20 protein-coding genes are annotated in these 24133 nt (G+C 47.7%); 1 reads left to right on the forward strand and 19 read right to left on the reverse strand.

What is annotated here, in order from left to right; all coding sequences use genetic code 11:
* Positions 1 to 60: 60 nt before the first annotated feature.
* The 14 genes from ACO53F_RS03510 to zapA form a co-directional block, all read right to left on the reverse strand.
* Entirely contained in the window at positions 61 to 2703 is a 2643-nt protein-coding gene (locus tag ACO53F_RS03510) for a valine--tRNA ligase (RefSeq protein ID WP_485137326.1), read from the reverse strand.
* A gap of 338 nt (positions 2704 to 3041) precedes the next feature.
* Complete coding sequence (locus ACO53F_RS03515; RefSeq protein ID WP_303886048.1) at positions 3042 to 3719, reverse strand: MgtC/SapB family protein; 678 nt, start codon at positions 3717 to 3719, stop codon at positions 3042 to 3044.
* A 110-nt stretch (positions 3720 to 3829) separates the two neighbouring features.
* Complete coding sequence (gene atpC, locus ACO53F_RS03520) at positions 3830 to 4276, reverse strand: ATP synthase F1 subunit epsilon (protein ID WP_023391930.1); 447 nt, start codon at positions 4274 to 4276, stop codon at positions 3830 to 3832.
* Between the two features lie 13 nt (positions 4277 to 4289).
* Positions 4290 to 5747: a F0F1 ATP synthase subunit beta gene (atpD, locus tag ACO53F_RS03525; RefSeq protein ID WP_070755098.1), complete on the reverse strand. Its 1458-nt coding sequence runs from the start codon at positions 5745 to 5747 to the stop codon at positions 4290 to 4292.
* A gap of 3 nt (positions 5748 to 5750) precedes the next feature.
* Entirely contained in the window at positions 5751 to 6692 is a 942-nt protein-coding gene (gene atpG, locus ACO53F_RS03530; protein ID WP_023391928.1) for an ATP synthase F1 subunit gamma, read from the reverse strand.
* A 22-nt stretch (positions 6693 to 6714) separates the two neighbouring features.
* Positions 6715 to 8235 (reverse strand): F0F1 ATP synthase subunit alpha, encoded by a 1521-nt coding sequence (atpA, locus tag ACO53F_RS03535; RefSeq protein WP_023391927.1) that lies wholly within the window; start codon positions 8233 to 8235, stop codon positions 6715 to 6717.
* Positions 8236 to 8793: a F0F1 ATP synthase subunit delta gene (locus tag ACO53F_RS03540; protein ID WP_485137327.1), complete on the reverse strand. Its 558-nt coding sequence runs from the start codon at positions 8791 to 8793 to the stop codon at positions 8236 to 8238.
* Complete coding sequence (gene atpF / locus ACO53F_RS03545; protein ID WP_485137328.1) at positions 8790 to 9302, reverse strand: F0F1 ATP synthase subunit B; 513 nt, start codon at positions 9300 to 9302, stop codon at positions 8790 to 8792. The genes ACO53F_RS03540 and atpF overlap by 4 nt, the downstream gene beginning before the upstream one ends.
* A gap of 39 nt (positions 9303 to 9341) precedes the next feature.
* The gene (gene atpE, locus ACO53F_RS03550) at positions 9342 to 9557 is read right to left on the reverse strand and encodes a F0F1 ATP synthase subunit C (protein ID WP_023391924.1); all 216 of its coding nucleotides are present in this window, start codon (positions 9555 to 9557) and stop codon (positions 9342 to 9344) included.
* Between the two features lie 34 nt (positions 9558 to 9591).
* Positions 9592 to 10311, reverse strand: coding sequence for a F0F1 ATP synthase subunit A (gene atpB, locus ACO53F_RS03555; protein WP_035364204.1), 720 nt, complete (start codon positions 10309 to 10311; stop codon positions 9592 to 9594).
* A 396-nt stretch (positions 10312 to 10707) separates the two neighbouring features.
* Entirely contained in the window at positions 10708 to 11019 is a 312-nt protein-coding gene (trxA, locus tag ACO53F_RS03560) for a thioredoxin (protein WP_485137329.1), read from the reverse strand.
* A 74-nt stretch (positions 11020 to 11093) separates the two neighbouring features.
* Positions 11094 to 13448, reverse strand: a complete 2355-nt coding sequence (locus ACO53F_RS03565) for an endonuclease MutS2 (protein WP_485137330.1) — start codon at positions 13446 to 13448, stop codon at positions 11094 to 11096.
* 20 nt (positions 13449 to 13468) lie between these two features.
* Entirely contained in the window at positions 13469 to 14032 is a 564-nt protein-coding gene (locus tag ACO53F_RS03570) for a CvpA family protein (protein WP_485137331.1), read from the reverse strand.
* A 30-nt stretch (positions 14033 to 14062) separates the two neighbouring features.
* Complete coding sequence (gene zapA, locus ACO53F_RS03575) at positions 14063 to 14401, reverse strand: cell division protein ZapA (protein ID WP_485137332.1); 339 nt, start codon at positions 14399 to 14401, stop codon at positions 14063 to 14065.
* A gap of 166 nt (positions 14402 to 14567) precedes the next feature.
* Here zapA and ACO53F_RS03580 point away from each other — a divergent pair, with 166 nt between their 5' ends.
* Positions 14568 to 15479: a DMT family transporter gene (locus tag ACO53F_RS03580; protein WP_485137333.1), complete on the forward strand. Its 912-nt coding sequence runs from the start codon at positions 14568 to 14570 to the stop codon at positions 15477 to 15479.
* A gap of 126 nt (positions 15480 to 15605) precedes the next feature.
* On the opposite strand, the gene ACO53F_RS03585 is transcribed toward ACO53F_RS03580, so the two are convergent.
* The 5 genes from ACO53F_RS03585 to ACO53F_RS03605 form a co-directional block, all read right to left on the reverse strand.
* Positions 15606 to 18569, reverse strand: a complete 2964-nt coding sequence (locus ACO53F_RS03585) for a Spy0128 family protein (RefSeq protein ID WP_485137334.1) — start codon at positions 18567 to 18569, stop codon at positions 15606 to 15608.
* A 281-nt stretch (positions 18570 to 18850) separates the two neighbouring features.
* Positions 18851 to 19810 carry a ribonuclease HIII gene (gene rnhC, locus ACO53F_RS03590; RefSeq protein WP_485137335.1) on the reverse strand — a complete coding sequence of 320 codons (960 nt, stop codon included), beginning with the start codon at positions 19808 to 19810 and terminating at the stop codon, positions 18851 to 18853.
* Between the two features lie 168 nt (positions 19811 to 19978).
* On the reverse strand, positions 19979 to 20722 hold the full coding sequence (locus tag ACO53F_RS03595; RefSeq protein WP_485137336.1) for a class I SAM-dependent methyltransferase: 744 nt from the start codon (positions 20720 to 20722) through the stop codon (positions 19979 to 19981).
* A gap of 111 nt (positions 20723 to 20833) precedes the next feature.
* Positions 20834 to 22435: an ATP-binding cassette domain-containing protein gene (locus ACO53F_RS03600; RefSeq protein WP_485137337.1), complete on the reverse strand. Its 1602-nt coding sequence runs from the start codon at positions 22433 to 22435 to the stop codon at positions 20834 to 20836.
* A complete protein-coding gene (locus tag ACO53F_RS03605) occupies positions 22432 to 24030 on the reverse strand; it encodes an ATP-binding cassette domain-containing protein (protein ID WP_485137338.1) in 1599 nt (532 codons plus the stop codon). Before ACO53F_RS03605 ends, ACO53F_RS03600 begins: the two co-directional genes overlap by 4 nt.
* Between the last annotated feature and the right edge of the window lie 103 nt (positions 24031 to 24133).

Below are 24133 nucleotides of genomic sequence, written 5' to 3' on the forward strand. Positions count from 1 at the left end.
TAAATCAAAGCATAGACGGAAGGCTAGGACTACTGTCCTAGCCTTCTAATAGCACGCTACTTACATTAAGTCTTTGACTTGTTGAATCCGTTCCTTAACGGTCTCTAATTGGCTGAGGTAGCCTTGACGCTTGTTGCGCTCTTCCGCCACCACCTGTTCAGGCGCGCGTGAAACGAATTTCTCGTTAGACAATTTGCCATCAATACGTGCGACTTCTTTCTCTAACTTAGCTTGTTCGCCTTCCAGACGGGCTAACTCATCTTCTAGCTTAATCAAGCCCTTAAGTGGCATTAAAATCTCAGCGAAGCTCAAGACTTGGGTTACCACTTCTTCCGGATGCTCGGGTGCTTGGCTGATTAGCAGCTGCGCTGGGTTACAGAAGCGCTTGATGTAGGCTTGGTTAGCCTCCAAGAGGGCTTGGCCTGCTTCATCTTGGACCTTAATGTAGAGATCTACCGGCTTAGATAATGGCGTATTCATCTCGTTACGGATGGTCCGCACGGCACGAATTAATTCCATTAACTGAGCCATTTGAGCTTCCACTTGGCTATCTTGATATGCCTCCATTACGCGTGGGTAGTCCGCCACCACGATAGACTTGTCTTGACCACCAATTTGTTGCCAGATTTCTTCCGTCACAAATGGCATGATTGGGTGGAGCAGACGGAGGAATTGATCTAAGACAAAGACCAAAATAGATTTGGTGGTTGTATTAGCGGCTTCCTTGTCTTGGAGTTGCTCCTTGGTCATTTCAATGTACCAGTCACAGTAGTCGTCCCAGATGAAGCTATAGAGGATTCGGCCAGCTTCCCCGAACTCGAAGCGTTCAAAGAGACGGGTCACATCTGCAATAGTGGTTTGGAGACGGGCTAGAATCCAACGGTCTGCTAGGGTCAAGTCTTGGCCAATGGACAAGTTATCCAAGGTCAAGTCGCCCACGTTCATGAGCACATAACGGCTGGCATTCCAAATCTTGTTGATGAAGTTCCAAGCTGCATCCATCTTATCAGTCGAGAAGCGGACATCTTGGCCAGGTGCTGAACCATTGGCCAGGAACCAACGCAGGGAGTCTACCCCATACTGCTCGATGACATCCATTGGGTCCACCCCATTCCCCAGGGACTTGGACATCTTGCGACCTTCCGCATCCCGAATCAAACCATGGATGAGGACATTTTGGAAAGGACGACGACCGGTGAATTCCAAACTTTGGAACATCATGCGACTAACCCAGAAGGTCAGGATGTCATAGCCCGTTACCAAGGTGTTGTTAGGGAAGTAGCGTTTGAAGTCAGCTGATTCTTCATCAGGCCAACCCATAGTTGAAAATGGCCAAAGAGCACTTGAGAACCAAGTGTCTAAGACGTCTGGATCTTGGGTCCAGTTTTGGCTATCTGCAGGTGCTTCCATGCCCACATAAACTTCACCTGTCTCATTGTGATACCAGGCTGGGATTTGGTGCCCCCACCATAGTTGACGGGATACTACCCAGTCGTGAATGTTTTCCATCCAACGAATGTAGGCATCGTTAAAGCGCGGTGGGTAGAAGTTAACGGTATTCTCCCCTTGAGCCTTCTGAGCGGCAATGGCTTGCTCAGCCAAAGGCCCCATGCGGACGAACCATTGAGTCGACAGACGAGGTTCTACCACGACACCAGTCCGTTCAGAGTGACCCACAGAGTGAAAGTGTTGTTCAATCTTAATTAAGAGGCCAGCAGCGTCTAAGTCCGCTACCACCGCCTTACGTGCGGCAAAGCGATCCATACCTTGGTACTTGCCTGCTAATTCGTTCATGGTGGCATCATCGTTCATAACATTGATACGTGGCAAGTCATGACGGTTCCCCACTTCAAAGTCGTTAGGGTCGTGAGCTGGCGTAATTTTAACTACCCCAGTCCCAAAGTCTTGCTCAACATATTCATCAGCAATCACTGGAATTTCGCGGTTAACTAATGGCAAGATCACCTTTTTGCCAATCAAGGCTTGATAGCGTTCATCGTCCGGGTGAACCGCCACGGCCGTATCCCCTAAGAGGGTTTCAGGACGGGTAGTCGCCACTTCTAAGTAGCCAGAACCGTCTGCCAAAGGATACTTCATATGGTAGAAAGCACCTTCTACATCCTTATGGATGACTTCGATATCAGATAAGGAAGTCTTAGCTGCTGGGTCCCAGTTGATAATATATTCGCCACGGTAGAGCAAGTCCTTCTCATAGAGGGTTACGAAAACCTTCTTAACAGCTTCTGACAAGCCCTCATCCAGAGTAAAGCGTTCGCGGCTGTAGTCGACAGAAATCCCCATCTTAGCCCATTGTTGGCGAATGTGGCCGGCATATTCTTCCTTCCAAGCCCAGGTTTGTTCCAGGAATTTCTCCCGACCTAGGTCATAACGAGACAGGCCTTGGCCACGTAATTTTTCTTCAACCTTGGCTTGGGTGGCAATCCCAGCATGGTCCATCCCAGGTAACCAGAGGGTATCAAAGCCTTGCATCCGTTTCTGACGGATAATCATATCTTGCAAGGTTACGTCCCAGGCATGGCCCAGGTGTAGTTTACCGGTCACGTTTGGTGGTGGAATGACAATAGAATAAGGTTCTGCTTCTGGGTCTTCCGATGGCTTAAAGACGCCACGTTCTAACCACTCTTCGTATTTCCCGGCTTCAATGGCCTGGGGATTATACTTGGTTGATAGTTCTTTGGTCATAAGAATCCTCCTGATAGTTGATGATGGGTTTACTTTGATTGATGAAGTCTCGGGGGCAAAATAAAAATCGCCCTAGTCAGCACAAGGCTGCCTAGGGCGAGCTAAGTCGCGGTACCACCTAAGTTTATCACTCGTCTGTTGCTATCGGAGTGTCTCCTCCGTCAGGGACTACTGGACAGCGGGCTGTCGTTGGCACCTGATACTCTGAGCTACTTGGTTCATCCTGTGGAAGCTTTCAGCCTGAGGCTTCCTCTCTGGATTAGGCGGTTGAACCCCTTCTCTTCATCGTCTCTTATGTGAATACACTAAGTGTAGCAGAAAAGTTCAGTCATGACAAGCTATTCATTAATTGAGACTAGGCGAACTTTCATAATATCTGGATTGGTGGATAATTCTTCGATTAATTGGACGTGAGTTAGGTCCTTAGGCAAGTGGATGGTAAAGGTATTGCGGTAAATCTTCTTGCCGTCTACATTGGTTACATCGAATTGAACATCGGTCAGTTCAATGTGATGCGTCTTGAAGAAGTCGGCAAAGAATTCCTTGGTAGCCACCCGGTGCACATATTGAATTTCCAGACGCCGAACATCGGGGATACGGACGATAAAGCGAATGACCGTTAGGGAGAAAATAACCCCTAAGAAAGTCAAACCAGCAATTTCATAGTAACCCATACCGAGGGCTATCCCCAGCGCCGCAGTTGTCCAGAGGGAAGCAGCCGTGGTCAGGCCGGCTACCCTTTGCTTGGTGACCACAATGGTCCCGGCACCAAGGAAACCAATCCCGCTGACAATAGGCGCTAGCAAACGCACTTGGTCCACTTCGATTTCAGGGAAGCCGTGCATTTTTTGATAGAAGACAGCCGATTGAATCATGGAAATGGCAGTGGCCCCGATACAAACTAAAATATGGGTACGCAGACCAGCCGGCCGGTTCTTGCGTTGGCGGTCATATCCGATGACCCCAGCGAAGAGGATGGCCAGACAGAGTCTGACTAAAATAACATAAGCTGACATGAGCTCTTCCTTTCTCACTTTAATAACAGTTCATTATAGCCCATCCCACTTAAAAATGCGAGTTAATTGCCCCTAAGGCATGAAAAAAGGGCTGATATTCAGCCCTTTTCCTAGAGGCCCCGCTTGCGGCGGAAGGCCGTAATCTTGTTCATTGCCCGGTCCAATTCAATCTTAGCCTTGACAAAGGCCTTGTTATCCTTGTTGGCAATGGCTTCTTGCATATTAATCTCGGCTTCTTGTTGTTCCACACTTACTTGAGCTTCATCAATGTCTTTCCCACGAATTGCATAGTTAGAGATAATCTCTACTTCATTGTTGCGCATTTCCAAGACGCCACCATTAATGGCGATAAAGTCATCGGTAAAGCCTTCATGCACCCGTACCACCTTGACAACGCTAAGTTCTAGCGGTGCCAAAATTGGCGTATGGTTAGGTAGAACGGTTAGGCCACCATCTACTGCCCGTACGCTGCAGGACAGGGCTTGGTGATCATAGATAACCCCTTGAGGCGAGTAAATGCGTACCCGCATGGTATGCTGGTCCTTTGGATTGGCCATAGTGGTCACCTTCTTAATCTAAGCCTGCTGGCAAGTCAACGCCCATTTTACGTGCCTTCTCAATGGCTTGGCTAATTGGCCCCACATTACGGAAGGCTTCTTCAGGTAAGGCATCGTACTTACCGTCCACAATTCCTTCAAAGCCATGAAGGGTTTCTTCAATTGGCACGAAGGAACCAGGAATCCCGGTAAAGGCTTCGGCTACGTGGAAGTTTTGCGATAGGAAGAATTGCAGACGACGTGCACGTTTAACCACGATTTTCTCTTCGTCAGATAATTCTTCAATCCCCAGAATGGCAATGATATCTTGCAGCTCACGATAGCGTTGCAGAATCTTCTGTACCTTAAGGGCAATGCTGTAGTGGCGTTGGCCGACAATTTCTTCTGCCAAGGCACTTGAAGTGGAAGCCAGTGGATCCACCGCTGGGTAAATCCCTTGCTCGGTCAAGCGACGTTCCAAGTTGGTGGTCGCATCCAAGTGAGCGAAGGTGGTAGCTGGCGCCGGGTCCGTATAGTCATCGGCAGGCACATAGACGGCCTGGATAGAGGTAATGGACCCATTCTTAGTTGAGGTAATCCGTTCTTGCATGGCCCCCATTTCTGAAGCCAAGGTTGGTTGGTAACCCACGGCAGAAGGCATCCGGCCCAGTAAGGCAGAGACTTCTGAACCCGCTTGGGTGAAACGGAAGATGTTGTCGATGAAGAGCAGCACGTCTTGTTTGAGCTCATCACGGAAGTATTCGGCCATGGTCAAACCAGTTAAGACAACCCGCATACGGGCACCAGGTGGCTCGTTCATTTGGCCGAAGACCATGGCAGTCTTCTTGTTAACCCCGGATTCACGCATTTCGAAAACCAAGTCGTTCCCTTCACGCGTCCGTTCGCCGACCCCAGTGAAGACCGAAATCCCCCCTAATTGCTCGGCAATGTTATGAATTAATTCTTGAATGAGGACCGTCTTCCCTACCCCGGCACCGCCGAAGAGGCCGATTTTACCCCCTTTGATATAAGGGGCTAAGAGGTCGATGACCTTAATCCCGGTCTCAAGAATGGTATAACTAGAACTTAATTCTTCAAAAGTTGGTGCTGGACGGTGAATCCCTCGCACCTCATGGTCACCATCAAGGCGACCCATATCATCAATTGGTTGACCTAAGACATTGAATACCCGGCCCAGGGTCACTTCCCCTACCGGCACTTCAATCAAACGGTCTGTATCCAGTACGGCTAGCCCACGCTGGAGCCCGTCGGTAGATTCCATGGCGATGGTCCGCACCACCCCATCCCCTAAGTCTAAGGCAACTTCTAGGGTAATGGATTGGGACAGGTCTACATCTGACAAGTCCATTGCTTCACTGACGGGTTGACGGGTGACCACCAAGGCATGGTGAATATCAGGCACCCCATTTTCAACCGGAAAAGCCACATCGACAACTGGGCCGATGACTTGCTCAATTCGTCCAATCCGCATGGTCTAATCCTCCTTCTTCTTATTATCATTCAGGGCATTGGCCCCATTGATAATCTCTAAAATTTCATTGGTTACTCGTAATTGACGTTCTTGGTTGAATTGTTGCTTCAAGGCGTCAATCATCTCATTGGCTGCGTCTGTCGCACTGCGCATAGCATTCATACGACTGCCGTGTTCAGCCGTCTTGGCATCGACAATGGCCCCATAGATCTGACTCTCTGCAAACTGTGGCAGGAGCACGTCCAGCAAGGCCCCTTGAGAGGGCTCTACTAGATAGTCAACATTGGCCATATCATCCTCGTCCTCATCTAAGACATCTAAATCAGTCAAAGGCAAGACCTGGTCAGCCCGGAATTGGGAACTAACCGCGTTAATATGGTGATTGTAGCAGACATAGAGGGCATCGAAGGCCTGCTCCTTGAAGAGCTTGACCGCCCGTTTGACGATGGCTTGCACCTCGCCGAAGGTTGGTCGGTCAGAAATGTCATGCATTTCCTTGGCAACATAGTAGCCGTTCTCCCGGCAAAACTTGGCAATCGGCTCCCCAATCGCCAAGACCACAATCTCACTCTTGTCGGCATGGTCTTCTTCAAACATCTGTTGGACCGCCTTGATAATGGAGGAGTTGTAGCTCCCCGCCAAACCACGGTCAGAGGAAATAATCAGATAGCCGGTCTTCTTAACGGGACGCTCTAAGAGCATATCGTGAAAGTCGATATAGTTGAGCCCGTCTTGACGAATGGGCACCCCATCGTCTAAGAGCTCCAACTGGGACTTCGCCACATGGGAGACCATCTTGCGCACTTTCTCGGCATAGAGGAAGTAATCCTTGGCGTCTTGGGCCATCTTGTTATACTTGGCAGCCGACACCATCCGCATGGCATTGGTGATTTGGGCAGTCTTTTTAGTGGACTCAATCCGCTTTTTAATTTCATTTAAAGCCATTTATGTCCGCCCCTCCTCAGGCTTAGTCAGCGACCAAAGGCCGCGCACTTAATGGTTGGAAGCGTTGGCCGAATTCAGCCAAGATGCTATCCATGAGTTGTTGATCAGGTAGAACCTTCTTAGTCACAATCTCATGCAAGATGACATCGTAGTTATCTCGGAAGAAGGTCATAAGCTGGTCTTGATAGTCTTCAATCATTTCCAATGGCACAGAATCCATATAGCCATGAATCAAGGCATAGAGGATGACCACTTGTTCTTCAACTGGCAAGGTCTTGTGCAGCTTCTGCTTGAGCACCGCTACGGTCCGTTTCCCACGGTTGAGCTTGTGTTGCGTAGCCGCATCTAGGTCTGAACCGAACTGAGTGAAGGCTTCTAATTCACGGTAGCTGGCTAAGTCAATCCGCAAGGTCCCAGAGACCTGTTTCATCGGTTTGAGCTGAGCTGCCCCCCCTACCCGGGAAACTGACAGACCAGCGTTAATAGCAGGTCGAATACCCGAGAAGAAGAGGTCACTTTCCAGGAAGATTTGACCGTCGGTAATGGAAATGACGTTAGTTGGAATGTAGGCTGAAATGTCACCAGCCTGGGTTTCCACGATTGGCAGTGAGGTCAAGGACCCACCACCTAAGGCGTCACTGAGTTTGGCACTACGCTCTAAGAGGCGTGAGTGCAAGTAGAAGACGTCCCCTGGATAGGCTTCACGACCTGGTGGGCGCTTGAGCAGGAGGGACATTTCACGGTAGGCCGCAGCTTGCTTAGATAGGTCATCATAGACCACCAAGACATGCTGACCATTATACATGAATTCTTCCCCAATCGCGGTCCCTGAATAAGGCGCTAGGTAAAGTAAAGGCGCAGGTTGTGAGGCAGAAGCTGTCACGACTACGGTATAGTCCATGGCCCCATATTGTTCTAAGGTGTTAACTAGGTTCTTAACGGTGGATTCCTTCTGACCAATGGCCACGTAGATACAGATAACATCCTTACCCTTTTGGTTGATAATGGCATCAACCGCTAAGGAAGTCTTCCCTGTCTTACGGTCCCCGATAATCAGTTCCCGTTGACCACGACCAATTGGTACTAGGGCGTCAACTGCCTTAATCCCTGTTTGCATTGGTTCATTCACACTCTGGCGGTCCATGATACCAGGCGCAGGTGTCTCAACTGGACGGGTCCGGTTGCTGTCAATCCGACCTAAGCCATCCAATGGACGACCCAGCGGATCCACAACACGCCCCAATAGGCCAGGACCTACTGGGACTTCCATGATTTTACCCAGACGGCGGACTAAGTCACCCTCGTGGATATTCTCGTACTTACCGAAAATGATAATCCCGACATCATTGGATTCTAGGTTTTGCACCATGCCGATGGAGCCATTGGCGAACTCGACCATCTCACCTGACATGACATTCTCTAGCCCAATAACACGGGCAATCCCGTCACCGATAAAGGTGACCGTCCCGATTTCTTCTAAATTGTCTTGCGATCTAAAGCGGCGGATCTGTTGACGTAAACGATCTTCTAAACGCTCTGTCATCTACGATTCATCTCCTTGTAACCAGCCTTTTTCTAAGAAGGCACGTATTTCTCTTAATTTCTTCTGCCCTGTCACTTCATAGTAGAAGGTCTCTGACTGTAGACGCACCCCAGTAATCAAGCTAGGGTCGACCACCGTCGTAATGCGACGCAGAGGCTTCTTAGTAATTTCCATGAATTTACGGGTCATCTTTTCCTTCTCATCTTCAGTCAAAGGCACGGCACTGGTAATCATCAAGGTCTCAGAACGGACTTGGCGGCGACGTTCATCATGGTTTTCATAACCACTAGAAATTTGCGCCATGAGCTTGTCTAAGAGACGGTCCTCATACTGGGTCCGGTTTTCGTCCCGAACCTGATCGGAATCAGACGACTCCCTTGTTTGATTACTAGCCGCAGCCTGGGCGACCTCACCATGATAGGTTTCCAGGTATTCTTGTTGCATCTTGCGCAACAATTTATCTTCGAAGGTTTTCTCCCGCTTCTTCTTAGCCTCTTCCATATCAGCAATTTGAGGACGCTTGAGAGAGACAGAGGCTTGCTTTACTTCTTCTGTCATGATAAATCATCCATTCCTTCAATAAAGTCGTCCACTAAACGGTGATAGTCTTCTGGTTTGATTTCCCGTTGGATAATCTTCTCAGCAATCTCAATGGAGATGTCAGTCAATTCTGCCCGTAAGTCACTTAACATACGGCGACGTTCCAAGGCAATATCCTTCTGAGCGGTCTCCCTCATGCGGATAACCTCTTCTTTGGCTTCCTTGAGCATGGTGTCTTGAACTTGCAGGCTTTGTTTCTTAGCTTGCAAGATAATTTGAGTTGCTTCCGCCCGTGCGTCACGCAAGGCTAATTGCGCATCACGGTTGGCGTCTTGGGCAGCTGCCTTCTCAGAAGCAGCCGTCTGAATGTCGTGGTCAATGACCTGTTTGCGCTCTGACAAAATCTTAGTCAGCGGGCCCCAGGCAAAGTGTTTCACGATGAGAAGCAAAATCACGAAGGCCACCAAGGTAACAATGGTATGGCCCAACGAGGTATTGATACTTGTATTTAATAACAGCGTGTTCATATATAGCCTCCCGAATTTGACCTTCAAGTGTCAGCTGGCTTATTTGAAGGCGAAAAGTAATGCGATAACGACCGCAATGATTGGCACGGCTTCAATCAGACCGACACCCAAGAACATGGTCATCCGTAATTTACCTTCCAATTCTGGTTGGCGAGCGATTGATTCGATGGTCTTAGAAATAACCATCCCGTTCCCGATTGATGCCCCTAATGCAGCGAAGGCAACAGCGATTGCAGCAGCGATTGCGTAATCCATAATATATCTCCTTTAATCAATAAATATAGTCAGTTTATTCGTGTTCCGTCTCAACCTTATGGGACATGTAAACCATGGTTAAGGTGACGAAGATGTAGGCTTGAATGGAACCTACAAAGAGTGAGAATCCTTGCCAAATAATTTGGATCAGAATCCCGACAGGCCAAGTGACTAGACCGGCAGAGGTTGCCAAGTTAGCAATCAAGCCCAGTAGGACTTCACCCGCGAAGATGTTCCCGTAGAGCCGTAAGGCCAGGGTAATCGTGTTGGTGAACTCTTCAATGATTTTCAACGGAATCATGGCCTTCATTGGCTTGGTATAGCCGTTAATCAGATAACCCTTGAAACCTTGTTTCTCAACCCCAATATAGTGGGAGAGCAGAATCATTAAGGCTGCCATGGACAAGCAGACGATTGGGTCAGCCGTTGGGCTACGCCAATAGGAATGTTCGCCATAGTTAAGCATGAATGGTAAGCCTAGCATGTTAGCCACGAAAACAAACAAGAACAATGTCAGCCCAAGTAGTTGGTACATTTGGGCATTGGGATCCGTAATGGCCCCACCCACGATACCGCGGACAAAGTCGATGATGGTTTCTAGGAACAATTGCGGTTTACCTGGTTGGTCAACCGACAGTTTACGCGTACACCAAACGCACAAGCCCCATATCAGGAGCACTGTCGCAATGGTCGCCAGCACTGTATTCCAACTGAAGGCTAAGCCAAAGAGTTCAAATATGCGTGATTCTTCCACACGTCTTCCCTTCTTTCCTCCATTGTATTTTTTGTGCGTTCGTAAGAGATTGACTACAATTCCATAGAAAAGCACACATTATTACTCTACTATATCACTTTCAAATCTGCTTGACAATTCAAGTGACCGCTTCCAATTAACGAATTTTAGAGTTTGAATTTTTTATAAAATATTTGTTCGTTTAACATTTCGATACTAGGTGTCTCAAGACCTGATATAATGACCTCAGGCCCTATAAAAAGACACTAAAAATACATTTGCTCCCAGGGCCTCTTATCTATAGTTTTTTCTTATAGATAGGGGCTAATGCCCTCCTATTTGGACGACCAAAAAAGGCGAACTCACCAGGGAGTCGCCTCTTGGTTTCTAAGCCGGCTAGCTCACAGGCTAATTGGCTTATAAGTATTGTGCTAGAATAGCTTCTAACTTAGCTTGGTCATGGTAGCCGATGAGTTTTTCAACGGGCTGACCATCTTTCTTAATCAAGAGTGTTGGAATGGACATAACGCCAAACTCTTGAGCTACTTTTTGCTCTTCATCTACGTTCATCTTGAAAAATTCTACTTGACCGTCATATTTCTCGCTGAGCGCATCGATAACTGGCCCTTGCATACGACAAGGTCCACACCATGGTGCCCAAAAGTCAACAACGGTTACGCCTTCTGCAGTTGAAGTTAAAAATTCAGCATCTGTTAAATGTTTTGTCATAATACAGACTCCCCTTTTGCTTGTGATACTCCTATTGTATCACTGGACTGTGAGGACGCCTATTTTTTTGCTCACTACTTGAAATAAACGATGGTCGAACCATTACCACCTGCATTGGCTGGCGAATATTCGAAGCGGTCAACCTGAGGATGTTTGGCTAGGACTTCCTTAACTCCTTGTCTCAGCGCCCCGGTCCCCTTACCATGAATAATGGTGACCATAGGATGGTTAGACAGTAGCGCCGCATCCAGGTATTGGCGCAGACGATAGAGGGCTTGCTCATAGCGTTCGCCCCGTAGGTCCAAGCTAGTCTGAACCTTAGGTCCTGCTTGACGGTGAACATTGACCTTGGTCTTGGTCTCCACTTGATTGAGCGGCTCTAGTTCTTCCTGATCAAACTTCATCTTAAGAATCCCCATTTGGACAATGTATTCCTTGCCCTTGACTTCTATAATAGTCCCGCGTTGGCCATAGCTTAAGACCTCCACATCGTCCCCTACCTTGAGTTGACGGTTGTTCTTAGCCTTCTTAAGGACCTTATTCTTCTTGAGATTTTCGGGTTGCTTGAGTTGCTCGAAGCCAGCTCGTTTCTCAATCAAGACATGTTCCTTGATGGTCTGATTCTGGCCTTGTTCTAACTGCAAGTCACGAATCTCTTGAATCAAGGCTTCGGCTTGGGCCTGAGCCTGGGCCACCTTGGCATTGGCTTCTTGCTTGGCCTTGTCTTGGAGGCGTTCCTTGGCTTCTAGCCAGCGATTGTATTCATGTCGCAAATCGGCATGTAGCTGTTGGGCCTCTTCCAGCAATTCTTGGGCTGCTTCATGGTCTAACTCAGCTTGACGCCGCTCTTCTTCTAGTTTAGCCACCATGTCATTAAGGGCCTGACTATCTTCCTTAATCCCTTGACGGGCTTCTTCCAAAATACTTGGATCCAAACCCAAACGCCCTGAAATATCAAAGGCGTTAGACCGGCCCGGCACCCCTAGCAAGAGGCGATAGGTTGGTGACAGGGTCTGGGCATCGAATTCCATGCTGGCATTGAGGGTATTAGCGGTCTCATGGGCATAGAGCTTGAGCTCAGGATAGTGAGTGGTTGCCATGACTAGGGTCCCAATTTTACGCAAATGGTTGAGGATGGCCATAGCCAGGAGGGCCCCTTCTTGAGGGTCCGTCCCCGAACCCAGCTCGTCAAAGAGAACCAAGGACCGGTCGGTCACCTGATTCAAGATACTGACAATATTGGTCATGTGGGAACTAAAGGTGGACAGGTTCTGCTCAATGGACTGCTCATCTCCGATGTCGGCATAGACGGCATCAAAAATGCCCAGGCGGCTCCCCGCCTCAGCCGGGATATGGAGACCCGACTGGCCCATCAACTGTAAGAGACCCAGCGTCTTAAGCAAAATGGTCTTCCCACCTGTGTTAGGACCGGTAATGATTAGGGCCTGATAGTGCTCACCCAGAATAATATCGTTGGGCACAATCTTATCTGCTGCAATCAGGGGATGACGGGCTTGGTAGATGGCCACGATTTGCTGATCGGAGAATTTTGGTCGAGTGGCCTCTAGTGACTTTGCATAGTGGGCGCGGGCTTGGATATAGTCCAAATGAGCCACAACCCACTCGTTACGCTTGAGTTCTTCTTGATAAGGCATGAGAGCTTCAGACAGGGCCATTAAAATCCGTTCAATTTCTTGGCGTTCGGCTCGTTGCAATTCAGCTCGCTTGTTGTTAAGCTCCATAACAGCCTGGGGCTCAATATAGAGTGTCTGCCCCGTTGAAGACTGGTCGTGAACCGTCCCGCCAAATTGGTGTTTGTACTCGGCCTTGACCGGCAAAACATAACGGTCATTCCGCATGGTGACCAAAGCATCAGACAATTGGCTGGCCTTAGACTTAAGCAATTGGTTAAGTTGCAGACGGATTTGCTGCTCCATCTGACCTTGTTGGCGACGGATGCTGGCTAAGAGAACCGAAGCCGATGAGAGGACCGAACCATCTTCATCAATGGCTTGGGCCAGTTCTGCTTCAATTTCTGGCAAGGTCACCACTTGGTAGACCCAGGCCGTAAGGGCTGGATAGGTCTTCTCTTCGGCTGCCAACTGGTCGAAGAACTTCATGAGTTGGTGGATGGTCGATAGGAGCTTGGCAATGCCGGCCAGTTCCTGACCATTAAGACTGGCGCCTAATTCCAAGCGTTTAAGCGCCATGTCGATATTGACTAGGCGTGGAATCGGTAATACTTTTCCTTGCATCAAAATACCGAGCGCTTGCTCGGTTTCTGACTGCCATGTTTGAATGATATCCAGCTGGTCGCTAGGCGCCATGGCTTGAACCAGGCGCTCAGCCGACTCGGTCTGGAGATAATGTTGCACGGCTTGTTTGATTTTACCGAATTCCAAGGTGCTAAAAATCTTCTGATTCGTCACCTTGAATTCCTCCTTTAATATTAACGATTGTTGTTATTGTTGGGATTGGCCTGGAGCCAGAGGCGGTTGGCCATATCAGATAAGACAGGTGTCTGAGACACGACCCGATAAGCAATCGGGTTATTAACGAATTGTTGTTGGATGCCTTCTAGCGGTACCAAGGATAAGGTAAAGAGCGAGAAGAAAATCCAGATATAGGCGATGAGGACACTAATTAGCCCGCCCCCAATGTGGTTAGCCCATTTGAAAACTTCATAGAAGGCTAGCTTACGGAAGAAGAGACTAATAAACTCGGTCACTAACCAACCTACCACCACAATGGCAACATAGGCCACCACCCGATAGAAGGCCTGGTCGATGACGAAGCTAGTGGCTTGGTCATAGAAGGTCATTTGGGTATTCTGTTGAACCGATGGGAAAGGAATAAAGTTAGAGATAAAACGTGCCAATGGTTGATAGTGGCGATTGGCGATGGTCATAGCAATGACAAAGCCAATCAGACGCACCACTTGCATAACCAAGCCACGGCGATAACCGCGGTAGAAGGCATACAAGAGAATCAAAAGCATGAGTAAGGTTAACATGAAGGATTTCCTCCTTAATTACATTCTGTATTACTTTCTGGTAAAGGGAACCTGAGGGCTGGCCTTCTTAGGCTCGGCTACTGGAGACTTAGGAGCCTGAGCTTGAGAGCTGCCCTTGGCTTGCAGGCTTTGGAGCTGAGCTTCCAATTCCGCAATGCGTTGTTCCTTAACTAGTTGATCAGATAAGGCATTGACCGACATGAGGATGGCCCGATCGCGTGCCGACATATCAGGGGCTAACTCGGCTAACTGAGCCAATTGGCTGTTAACTAATTCTACCACCTGATTGAGGTGAGTCGCTGAGCGATTTCCCACAATCGTATATTCGGTACCTTCAATTACGGCGCGGAAACGTCGTTTATTTTCCATGAGCAGTCACTCCTTAGCTTGATTAACCTTAGTGTATCAAAAAATAAGTACAAAAGAAACTAAAAGCAATTCTGCCAATAAGTCTCTCTCACTGGGCAAAAGGGTCATGACAAGGACTGAGAAATTGTGTATACTGATAAGCGTTGAAAACAAGGAGGAAGAGACCATGACGGCATTATGGAAAGGACGACTTTATACGATTTTGGGGGCAGCCTCTTGGGGCCTATCGGGAGTCTGCGGTCAGTACTTGATGCAGACCGCCCAAATTCCGGCTCGGATTGTCGTCTCAATCCGAATGTTACTAGCAGGCCTCATTATGACGACCTATCTCTTGATGTGTCAACGGCCCCAGCTCAAAGCCATGAGCCAAGATAAGCGCAGCCTAGTCCAACTGCTTATCTTCGCTATCTTTGGGATTGTGCTCTGTCAGCTTACCTATCTGGAAGCCATTGGCGCCTCCAATGCCGGGACTGCCACCGTCCTTCAATATACCAGCCCGATTCTGGTCATCGCCTATGTCAGCCTCAAGACTCGCCAAGTTCCAACTGGCCAACTGCTAGCTGCCATTGGCTTAGCCATTCTGGGCACAGCTCTGATTGCTACTCATGGCGACATCACCAGCCTGAGCCTAACACCGGCTGGCCTAAGTTGGGGCTTAGTGGCTGCTGTCGGCTACGCCCTCTACACGGTCTTGCCAGCTGACCTCTTACAGCGTCATAATGCCACCTTGGTGACCGGCTTGGGCTTACTGCTAGGCGGTGCTAGCCTCTTCCTGGCTAACCAGACCTGGACCTATCCAATTGACTGGCAGCCTCTGACAATTCTTGCCATGGCAGGCTTAGTGGTGGTCGGCACCCTCTTGGCCTACTCCCTCTTCCTTAAGGGGGTAGCCTTGGTGGGGCCTATGGAAGCCTCTCTCCTAGGGGCTTCAGAGCCCATCTCTGCTGTCTTCTTTGCCTTCTTATTGATGAGCGAGCACTTCTACCTGATTGATTTATTGGGCATGGTCCTGATCATTGCGGCCGTTGTCTGGGTCTCCCTTCATCCTAAGGCGGCGCCCCATCCAGTTAATAACTAGTAACTATCAAAAGAGGAGAGAAAATGTTTCTCTCCTCTTTTGATCTCTAACTTCACCAAGAAAAAAGGAACTAGGTTTATATCCTAGTTCCTTTTTGGCCTTTCAGCCTGATTAGACGTGCCCTTATTAGTTTTTAACTTGCTCACGTCTCACTACGAGTCCTGCCGCAATCGCTAATACAAAGCCTAAGCCAATCAAAAGGATTGAGCTAGCTTCACCTGTTTTCGGTAATTTCTTCTCTTCCTTCTTGCCTGGGTCTTTGCCAGGATCTTCAGTCTGACTTGTCTCTGCTAGACGGTTAACGAAGACTACACCCGTTGCATTTTCTGCTTGGACAAGTAATTGACCTTGACCGTTGTCAGTCACGGTGACTTTGACTGTGTAAGTCTTGTCATCATAAGTCATGCCTGCTTCAGAACCTTTTACTTGACGAAGTGTATAAGTATATTCGCCCGCTGCATCAAATGTTAGGGCCGGGAAGACCACTTTACCATTTTCGTCGTTCTTAAGTGCGTGAAGCACCTTACCGTCCTTATCTACTAATTCAAGAGTGAATTGGTCCTTCTTGACTGGTACGTCTTCTTCTTTAGGGCCTTGTTTGATGACTGTCTTAGCATCCACTACTAAGCTAGCTGCTCCAGCCTTGTAGCTGTTAGAGAATTCTGCTGGCTTAGCATAGCTAGCCTTGGCTTCTAATTGACCTTGACCATTGTCAGTTACAGCGACCGCTACATCAAATTCACTTGCGTCATAAGTGTAGCCTGCTGCGCCTTCATTCTTCTCACGAATCTTGAAGTCGTAGTTACCTGCTGCATCGAAGCTTACTGCTGCGAATTCAACAGTACCATCTGCTTTGTTCTTAGCAGTGCCAACTACTTGGCCAGTTGCTTTGTCCACTAATTCGAAAGTGAATTGGTCCGCTGCTAAAGTGGCACCTGCCAATTTCTTGCTTGCTTTCACTACAACGCTTGCTGCTGCTGCCTTGTAAGTGTTAGAGAAAGCTGCTTCTTTAGCGTAAGTTGCTTTTGCTTCTAATTGACCTTTACCATTGTCTGTAACTGCTACTGCTACATCAAATTCGGTTGAGTCATAAGTGTAGCCTGCTGCACCTTCATTCTTCTCACGAATCTTGAAGCTGTAATCGCCTGCCGCATCGAAGCTTAGAGCTGGGAAATCAACAGAACCGTCTGCCTTGTTCTTAGCGGTGCCAACTACTTTACCGTCTTTGTCCACTAATTCGAAAGTGAATTGGTCCGCTGCTAAAGTTGCACCTGCCAATTTCTTGCTTGCTTTGACAACTAGGCTGGTTGCTGCTGCCTTATAAGTGTTGGTGAAACCTTCTTCAGAAGAGTAGGTGGCATTGGCAGCTAACTGACCTTGTCCGTTGTCGGTAACGGCTACCGTCACTTCTACTTCTTTAACGTCGTAGGTGTAACCTGCTGCCCCTTCATTTTTCTCACGAATCGTGTAAGTGTGGTTACCTGCAACATCGTAGTTTAGTGCCGGGAACTCAACAGAGCCATCTGCCTTGTTTTTAGCTGTACCAACTACTTGGCCAGTTGCTTTGTCCACTAACTCGAAAGTGAATTGATCCGCTGCTAAAGTTGCACCTGCCAATTTCTTGCTTGCTTTGACTACTAGGCTGGTTGCTGCTGCCTTATAAGTGTTGGTGAAGGCTTCGCGATCATAAGTCACTTGAGCCGTCTTAACACCTGCCTTGTTGGTTACTTTAACAGTCGCTGTAATTTCATTTTCGTCATAAGTCACACCTGGCAAGTCGCCTTTGACTTCGCGAATCTTGTAAGTAAATTCCCCTTCTGTCTTGAACTTAACTTTCTTGAATTTAACAAGGCCGTTTTCGTCGTTCTTGGCAGTCGCCACGACAGAATTGTCGGCAGCTTTCACTAATTGGAACTCGAATTCTTGGGCCTTTATTTGGCGACCTTCCAATTTCTTATTCACTTGGAAAACCACCACGTCTGAACGAGCACCCGTCCCGACACCATCCGTCGTTTTTAATGGCGCAAAGCCATCAAATTCTTGCTTATCTGTGTCAGAAGTGAAACTTACATGGTTGGTTGCCCGTTTGGTGACAGGGTCAACCGGTTCAGTAATACGCGTTTGGTAGATTAGGTAGAGACCACGTCCGTCTAAGCTACCGCCCTTGTTAGGAATCACTGTGAAGTTATTGTCATCTTCATTGGTGATCGTTGTACCAGCAAAGGAGTCTACCCGAGTCCCATTTTCCCAGTCAGTGAAATAATACCCTGTCATCTCGCCAACAAATTCTTGGCCTTCTGGGATGGCGTCTTTAATCACTGCATTGGTCACGCCTGCCTTAGCATATCGGTTAACGCGAATCCGCCAGTCGATTAATTCTGGGTTATCTTTGTTTTGCACCCCCCACTTGGTGTAACCAGTTGGGTCTTCATCGACCACAATACGTGTCAGAGCATAATCACCAGCGCCTGGCATGGTAAAGTTCTGCACTACATTCTTAGGCACGCTATCTGCCCAAACCGCCGTAAAGGACATGGTTAGTGTCTTCTCTTCATTGAGTTTAGCAAAATAGGCTTCGTTAGTAATGGTTAAAGTTGCAGTATTAGTTGCTGGATCTACCACCACATTCCCAACAACTTCGCCACCAGCCGAAACTTCTGTTACGCCGGTTGCCTCAACGTGGAATACATTAGGTACTGTATAGGTAAGGGTATCCCCATTCTTTAAGGTCACCTTGTTAGGAATCTTGTAGGTTGGGGCAATGTAGAATTTCCCTTCCCCGTATTTCCCATTTTTTTGTACCGGATATGTATTGATGGTGAAGTTGGTGGTCATCTCATATTGTGATGGCTGAACCTGCGCTTGCGGAAAATGCCCAGCTTGTGCGTCTACTTCTGCATCTCCCTCTTGAGCAGTATCTTCCTTGCCTTCCTCACCGTTTGCAGCATTCTCAGTAGCTGGCTGAACTGCTTCTGTTGCTGGTGCTGCCGGTGTCCCTGCTTCTTGCGCTAAGGCCACAAGAGGGCTGGCGAAGACTTGCAGAACCATCAGCAAAACAATCAGAAGACTGTGTAGCTTATGTTTTTTCAAATAATCACTCCTATCCCCATATTACACACTCTCTAGCGGCGGTTTTCTAGCGAGTTAGTGTCTTTTGGAATGTTTGATGGTAGTATCTACCAATCTCATTCTACCAAAACCGTCAAGATTTGTATATAAATTTTGTGTATTCTAGAACCATTCGTAAATCGCTTGCATAAGCGCTCTAATTCAAACTTTTCGATAGACTCACGACTAAAAAAACACGATAAAAACAAAAAAGCACCTGCTTACTTGACTAGTAAACAGGTCGCTATTCTTTTGCCTCTGGCCTACTTAAGCTTGCGCGCTAGGGCAAGGGCCTTTTCCGTATTCTTGAAGTGGAGCTTGGCTGTTTCTCTTAAGACATCAGGACCGAACTTTTTAATGAGCTTGGCCGCAAAAGCATCCACATTGGCACCCGCCCCTGATGGCAGGACCACATCATAAGGCGCCCCGAAGGTGGTCAGGGACTCCAGGAACCAGGCCCGGGCGATAATAGAGGCGCAGGCTACTGCCAAGTGGGCACTCTCCCCTTTCTCGGCGAAATAGAGGCCCTTGGTCAGGGGATGAGCTTCCTTCTTAAGGTAGTTAAAATAGTTCTGAGGGCTGGTAAACTCATCAATCAGAACCCCTTGCAGGGCCAACTTCTGGCGGGCTGACAACTTAGCCAAGAGCTTCTGAATGGTGAAGTTATGGAGGCTAACCTTAATGGCATTGGCATTGCGGGTCTTGTTGGCCTCGTTATACTTGGCTGGCGAGCAAATAGTCAGCTCATGGGTCAGAACTTGACGTAACTTAGGGGCTAGTTCCAGAATCTGGGCATCCGACAAGAGCTTAGAATCCTTAACACCCAAGCCTTCGATCTTTGCCCGATCTCCGGCATCTAGGTAGACGGCGCAGACCGTCAATGCCCCAAAGTAGGAGCCGTTGCCCACCTCGTCGCTGCCGATAATGGTCCAGTTAGCGAAGTCATCAGGCAAGTGTTCGTGATTGGCTGCTTTGGCCTGGCTTGAGCCAGAACTCGTTTTGCTAGTCGGCGCAGAAGTCGCCTGCCCCTGCCAGCGGGCTACCTGAGCTTCCACATCCTTGCCCTGGAAGAGGACCTTACCACTGGCATAGGCCGTAATGGTGACGCCGTCGACTTGGGCGCGGAATTCACTATGAGGCACCGGATCTAGCAGGTAGTCGGCGTAGCTTGCTTTCATTTGGGCGCGGGTGGCTGCGTCCAGTTGGAGAGTGACAGAGGCCATGGGCAGGCTCCTTTCTGATTCATTGCATTCTCGCTTTTATTGTAACCGAGCAACCAATATGCCGTCAACCGACGCCTTGTTTCGTGTTCACTGTAAGTGAGTGTGACATAGTCGCGCTGATACAGACCGCACTAATACTTCATCTAAGACCGTGAAAGGATTTGGCCTTCACCCTTCCCTGACCGCCCGAATTACGAGAAAATCCGGCCGATGACGTGTGTCTTCATATCGGTGGTATTGTGCACGTAGGGCAGGACTGCCATGTGGTTCCACGATTTGTTGGAGACGAAAGCCCTTGTCCAAGAGGGTGTTAATCAAGGTTTCGAAGGTACGGTGGTACTTGATCACCTGGTCGACCAACCAGTCCGTCTGACGCTGTCCCTCCTGGCTATAGTGGGCAATGTTGGCATAGCGCTTCTGCCCATCCTTATCATACGTCCAGCGCTCGCCTGTCTCATGGCAGGTCACCAGCGGATGTTCCTGAGAGAAGACCAGCACGCCACCGGGAGCTAACAATTGGTAGATGTCCGCCACCAGCGCAGGGTAGTCAGCCACATAATGGAAGGCCAAAGAACTGACCACCACATCGAAAGGCCCCTGCAACTGGCTTATATCTTCCATGGCTAGACGTTGATAGCGAATAGCGGGGTGGGCATGCTGATGTTGGGCCAAGGACAGCATCTTCTCGGAGAGGTCAACGCCTAGCACGTGTGCTGCTCCACGCTCAATGAACAGCTGGCAATGATCACCCGCGCCACAGCCGAGATCCAAGAGGCGTTTGTCAGTTAGATCAGGCAATAACTGCATGAGCGCAGGAGTCTCGATTAAGTCATTGGCATTATCCTGACGCTGGCGTATCTGCTGGTAGCCAGCGAAGAAATCCGGTTGATCATAGATGTTTTGTCGCGACATAATAAGGCTCCTTTCTATATTGGGTTATTTCTTCTAGTATTGTACCTAGCAAAAAACACGCCGTCAACCGGCGTGTTTTCTATTAGCAGGGAATCTCATATAATTCCTGCCTTAATTAACGGGTATGCGGACGAAGTCAGATGGTAAACTGGTGTCCCGGTGAGTGGCAACAATTACTCCCTGATCGGTCTTTTGATAATAATCAACCAGCACCTGCTCGAGTTCTACATCTAATGACGCAGTCGGTTCGTCTAACAACAAGAAACTCGCCTCTTTAACTAGGGCACGCGCGAAACCAATCCGCTGAATCTCTCCTTCCGATAAGTTCTGATTAGCACCAGAGATTACCAAAGTGTCCAAACCATCATCGAGTCGTTTAAGAAGTGATGTCAAACCAGACACCTCGATAATATGGTTAAGGTCCGCATCCGAAAGCTGTCTACCCAGAAGAATATTCTCTCTAATCGTATCTTCGATCACTACATTATCTTGTGGCACATAGCTTACTATCGCACTCAATGTATCACTAGTAACACTGTTGCCGTCCAACTCAATAGTCCCACTATAGCTAGGGTAAATACCTGCTAATAGCTTCAGGACTGTGCTCTTGCCAGAACCACTTGCTCCCATCAAGGCGTATTGTGTTCCCTTTTCAAATTTGGTTGTTAGATGTTCCAACACCGGATGGTCGCTATATGCAAAACCCAAATCTACTAGAGATAATACGCTAGCTTGGTGAATTCCTCCCACCTCCGGCTGGCTATAGTGTTCCTTCTTGAAAGTCATAATCCGTTCAGCACAGACTTTAGCCATCAGGTACTCACTGTAGAGACTAGGAAGGTTGAAGAATACCCAGGTAAAATACCGATCAATAATCATAAAACTAAATAATTGACCGAGCGTTAATTCACCTCGAACCATCAGGATAAAAGCCAAAGAAATCCAGCTAGTCGTCATCACAAAACCTAATCCAATACTTAAAGATTCGAGTAAGGCACGATGTCTCTGCCGCTGATATTGCTGCTTTCTATAATGAGCGTGATATTCCTCAAATAGTTCTTCTGTATAGTGCTCGGCTCGGTGCGCTCTAATCAGGGGAATTTGCGACAAAATCTGGACCATAAGGGGTTGAAGGTCCTCTTCCGCTGCTTGCTCGTCCTCCTTAGCTGCTTGTAACCTAGGGCCGATTCCCTTCATCAACAAACCACCTATGAATGATACGCAAAGGATCCCTAGCGTCAATTGCCAGTTAGTACCCATTCCATAGACCACAGCAAGAAGAAAACTCGCTAATCCAATCACTATCTCGAACAGAGTGGTCGACAAGAAGTAACTACATTCTTTTATGTCATCCATTAACAGTGTCAACCAGGGACCCATGCCACTTTTATCAATTGCAAGACCATCCGTTTGCTCCAGATGTCTAATGAAGTAGCCAGTCATTTGGCCTTCCAAATACAAATTGCTTTTTACTTTGACACGTTGCGTTAGGCCAATCCCGATTGCCAAGAGAATATTCAAGGCAATCACCCAAAAGCATAGTTGCCAGTTAAATTGATAAGGAGGATTCGTTGCTGCACTGACAAGTGGATCATACAAATAACCAGCGACAATCCTCATGATTGCCACTCCAACACTTAAGGCTAAGGATACAAACAACAAGCTTAAGCTCTTAATCTTAGTTTGCTTTAGTAAATGACTGAATTGTTTCATAAGCTTTGCACCTCAATCACTCGATCATTGGCTTGAATCATATCTGAAGTATGCGTCACAATTATAAATGAATGATTTCTTAATTCTCGCAAACAAGTCATTAAGTAACCCTGATTTTCTCGATCTAGATCTGAGAAGGGCTCATCGAGTAATATCCAATGCGCACCTGAAAGCAAAGCACGCGCAACAGCTAAGCGCCGTATTTGCCCATTCGATAACTTAATGTCCTCACCGTAAACAGTATCCAGCCCCTTAGGGAGTTGTTGAATGACCTCCCAAATATTCAGTGCGGTACACACTTCTTTAATTTGCTGATCACTGACTGTCCGCCCCATTAGCAAATTAGATCGCAGACTGGTGTTAAAGAAAGTCACTTTTTGTGGCACATAACCTATCGTCTCTTGCCCTAGCACTTCATTAGCTTGGTCAAATACAATACGTCCCTCATGAGGCACATAGACACCGAGAATTAAATTTAAGAGTGTAGACTTACCTGACCCGCTAGGCCCCACTAAGAAATGAATACCCTTAGGTTCAAACCTAAAGTTAACCTGATTAAATACTGGCTTATCCTGGTAGGAGAAACTGACATTTTCTAATGTGATGCCTTTCCCTGCCATCTCCGGATGTTCTTCCCTTGTTTGTGCTTGCCCAGAGGCTTGGTCGTCTAACCATTTTGTTGATACTCGCTTAGCAGAGGATCTGTATTGGACAAAATAGTTCCATAAGGAAGGTAAGTCTGATAAAGGATAGATGATTGATCCTAATCCGGCATTCCAGATACCCAACAAGACTGCCATTTCTAACTGTCCAGCAATTACTAGATATAAACCTACCGCTAATGAAATAATCTCAAAGGTAATCACGCCACCTTCTGTTAAACTTAGACTATTGGCATAGTAGCCATTGTATTGATTAAAGTGCTTTTCACGACTAGAAAAGAACTTCACCTGCTTCCGGTGTAACCAGTCACTTATCTTAAAAATTTTAACAATCGGCATAATCCGGAAGACTTGCTCATAAAAATTATAGTTTTGGTCAGCCGCAACCATATAGTCCTCGTAGGCCATCTCCATTTTCGATGTGAGCAGATAGTTGCCTAAGCCGATAAGCAAACCGCCCAATATGAAGACAGAGCCAATCACTTGGTTCATCGACATGACATAGACGACGCCAACAAGCAGGGATAGACTGGTATCCAAAAGAGGCAGCAAGCCACTCGATAGAAAGAGCGAGATATTGGTAGCATCTGTATGAATTAAATTAACCGCCTCTCCCTCTGTTGTTTGTTCTTGACTATCTCGCTTGTTGATAAAGGATTGGACTAGCTTCTGAACAATGAATTGACTTGTTTCCTGAAAGACCTTAGCCAGATTAAGGCTATAGACGTAATAGAAGAAGATATAAAGCAAGGCCCCACCTATCATATAAGCTGCAACCTGAAACAATGTCCCCTGAGCGCCCTCCTCTATGGTTCCCAGTCCTAACTGACTTAAGTATGAGAATAGGACATTAAAGCCACTGAGATAAAGCCTACATAGTAATAAGAGGAGTAATTTTGACTTGGCGATATTAGACAGTACCAACCTAAACATAGGTTTCAACCTCCTTTAGCGGATTCTATATTGGCAACCATAACTGAAATCGAGCGCATTGACTGGAGCAAGTTCAAGTAACTTATTAGATAAAAATAAATCA

The sequence above is a fragment of the Abiotrophia sp. genome, from assembly GCF_057275535.1.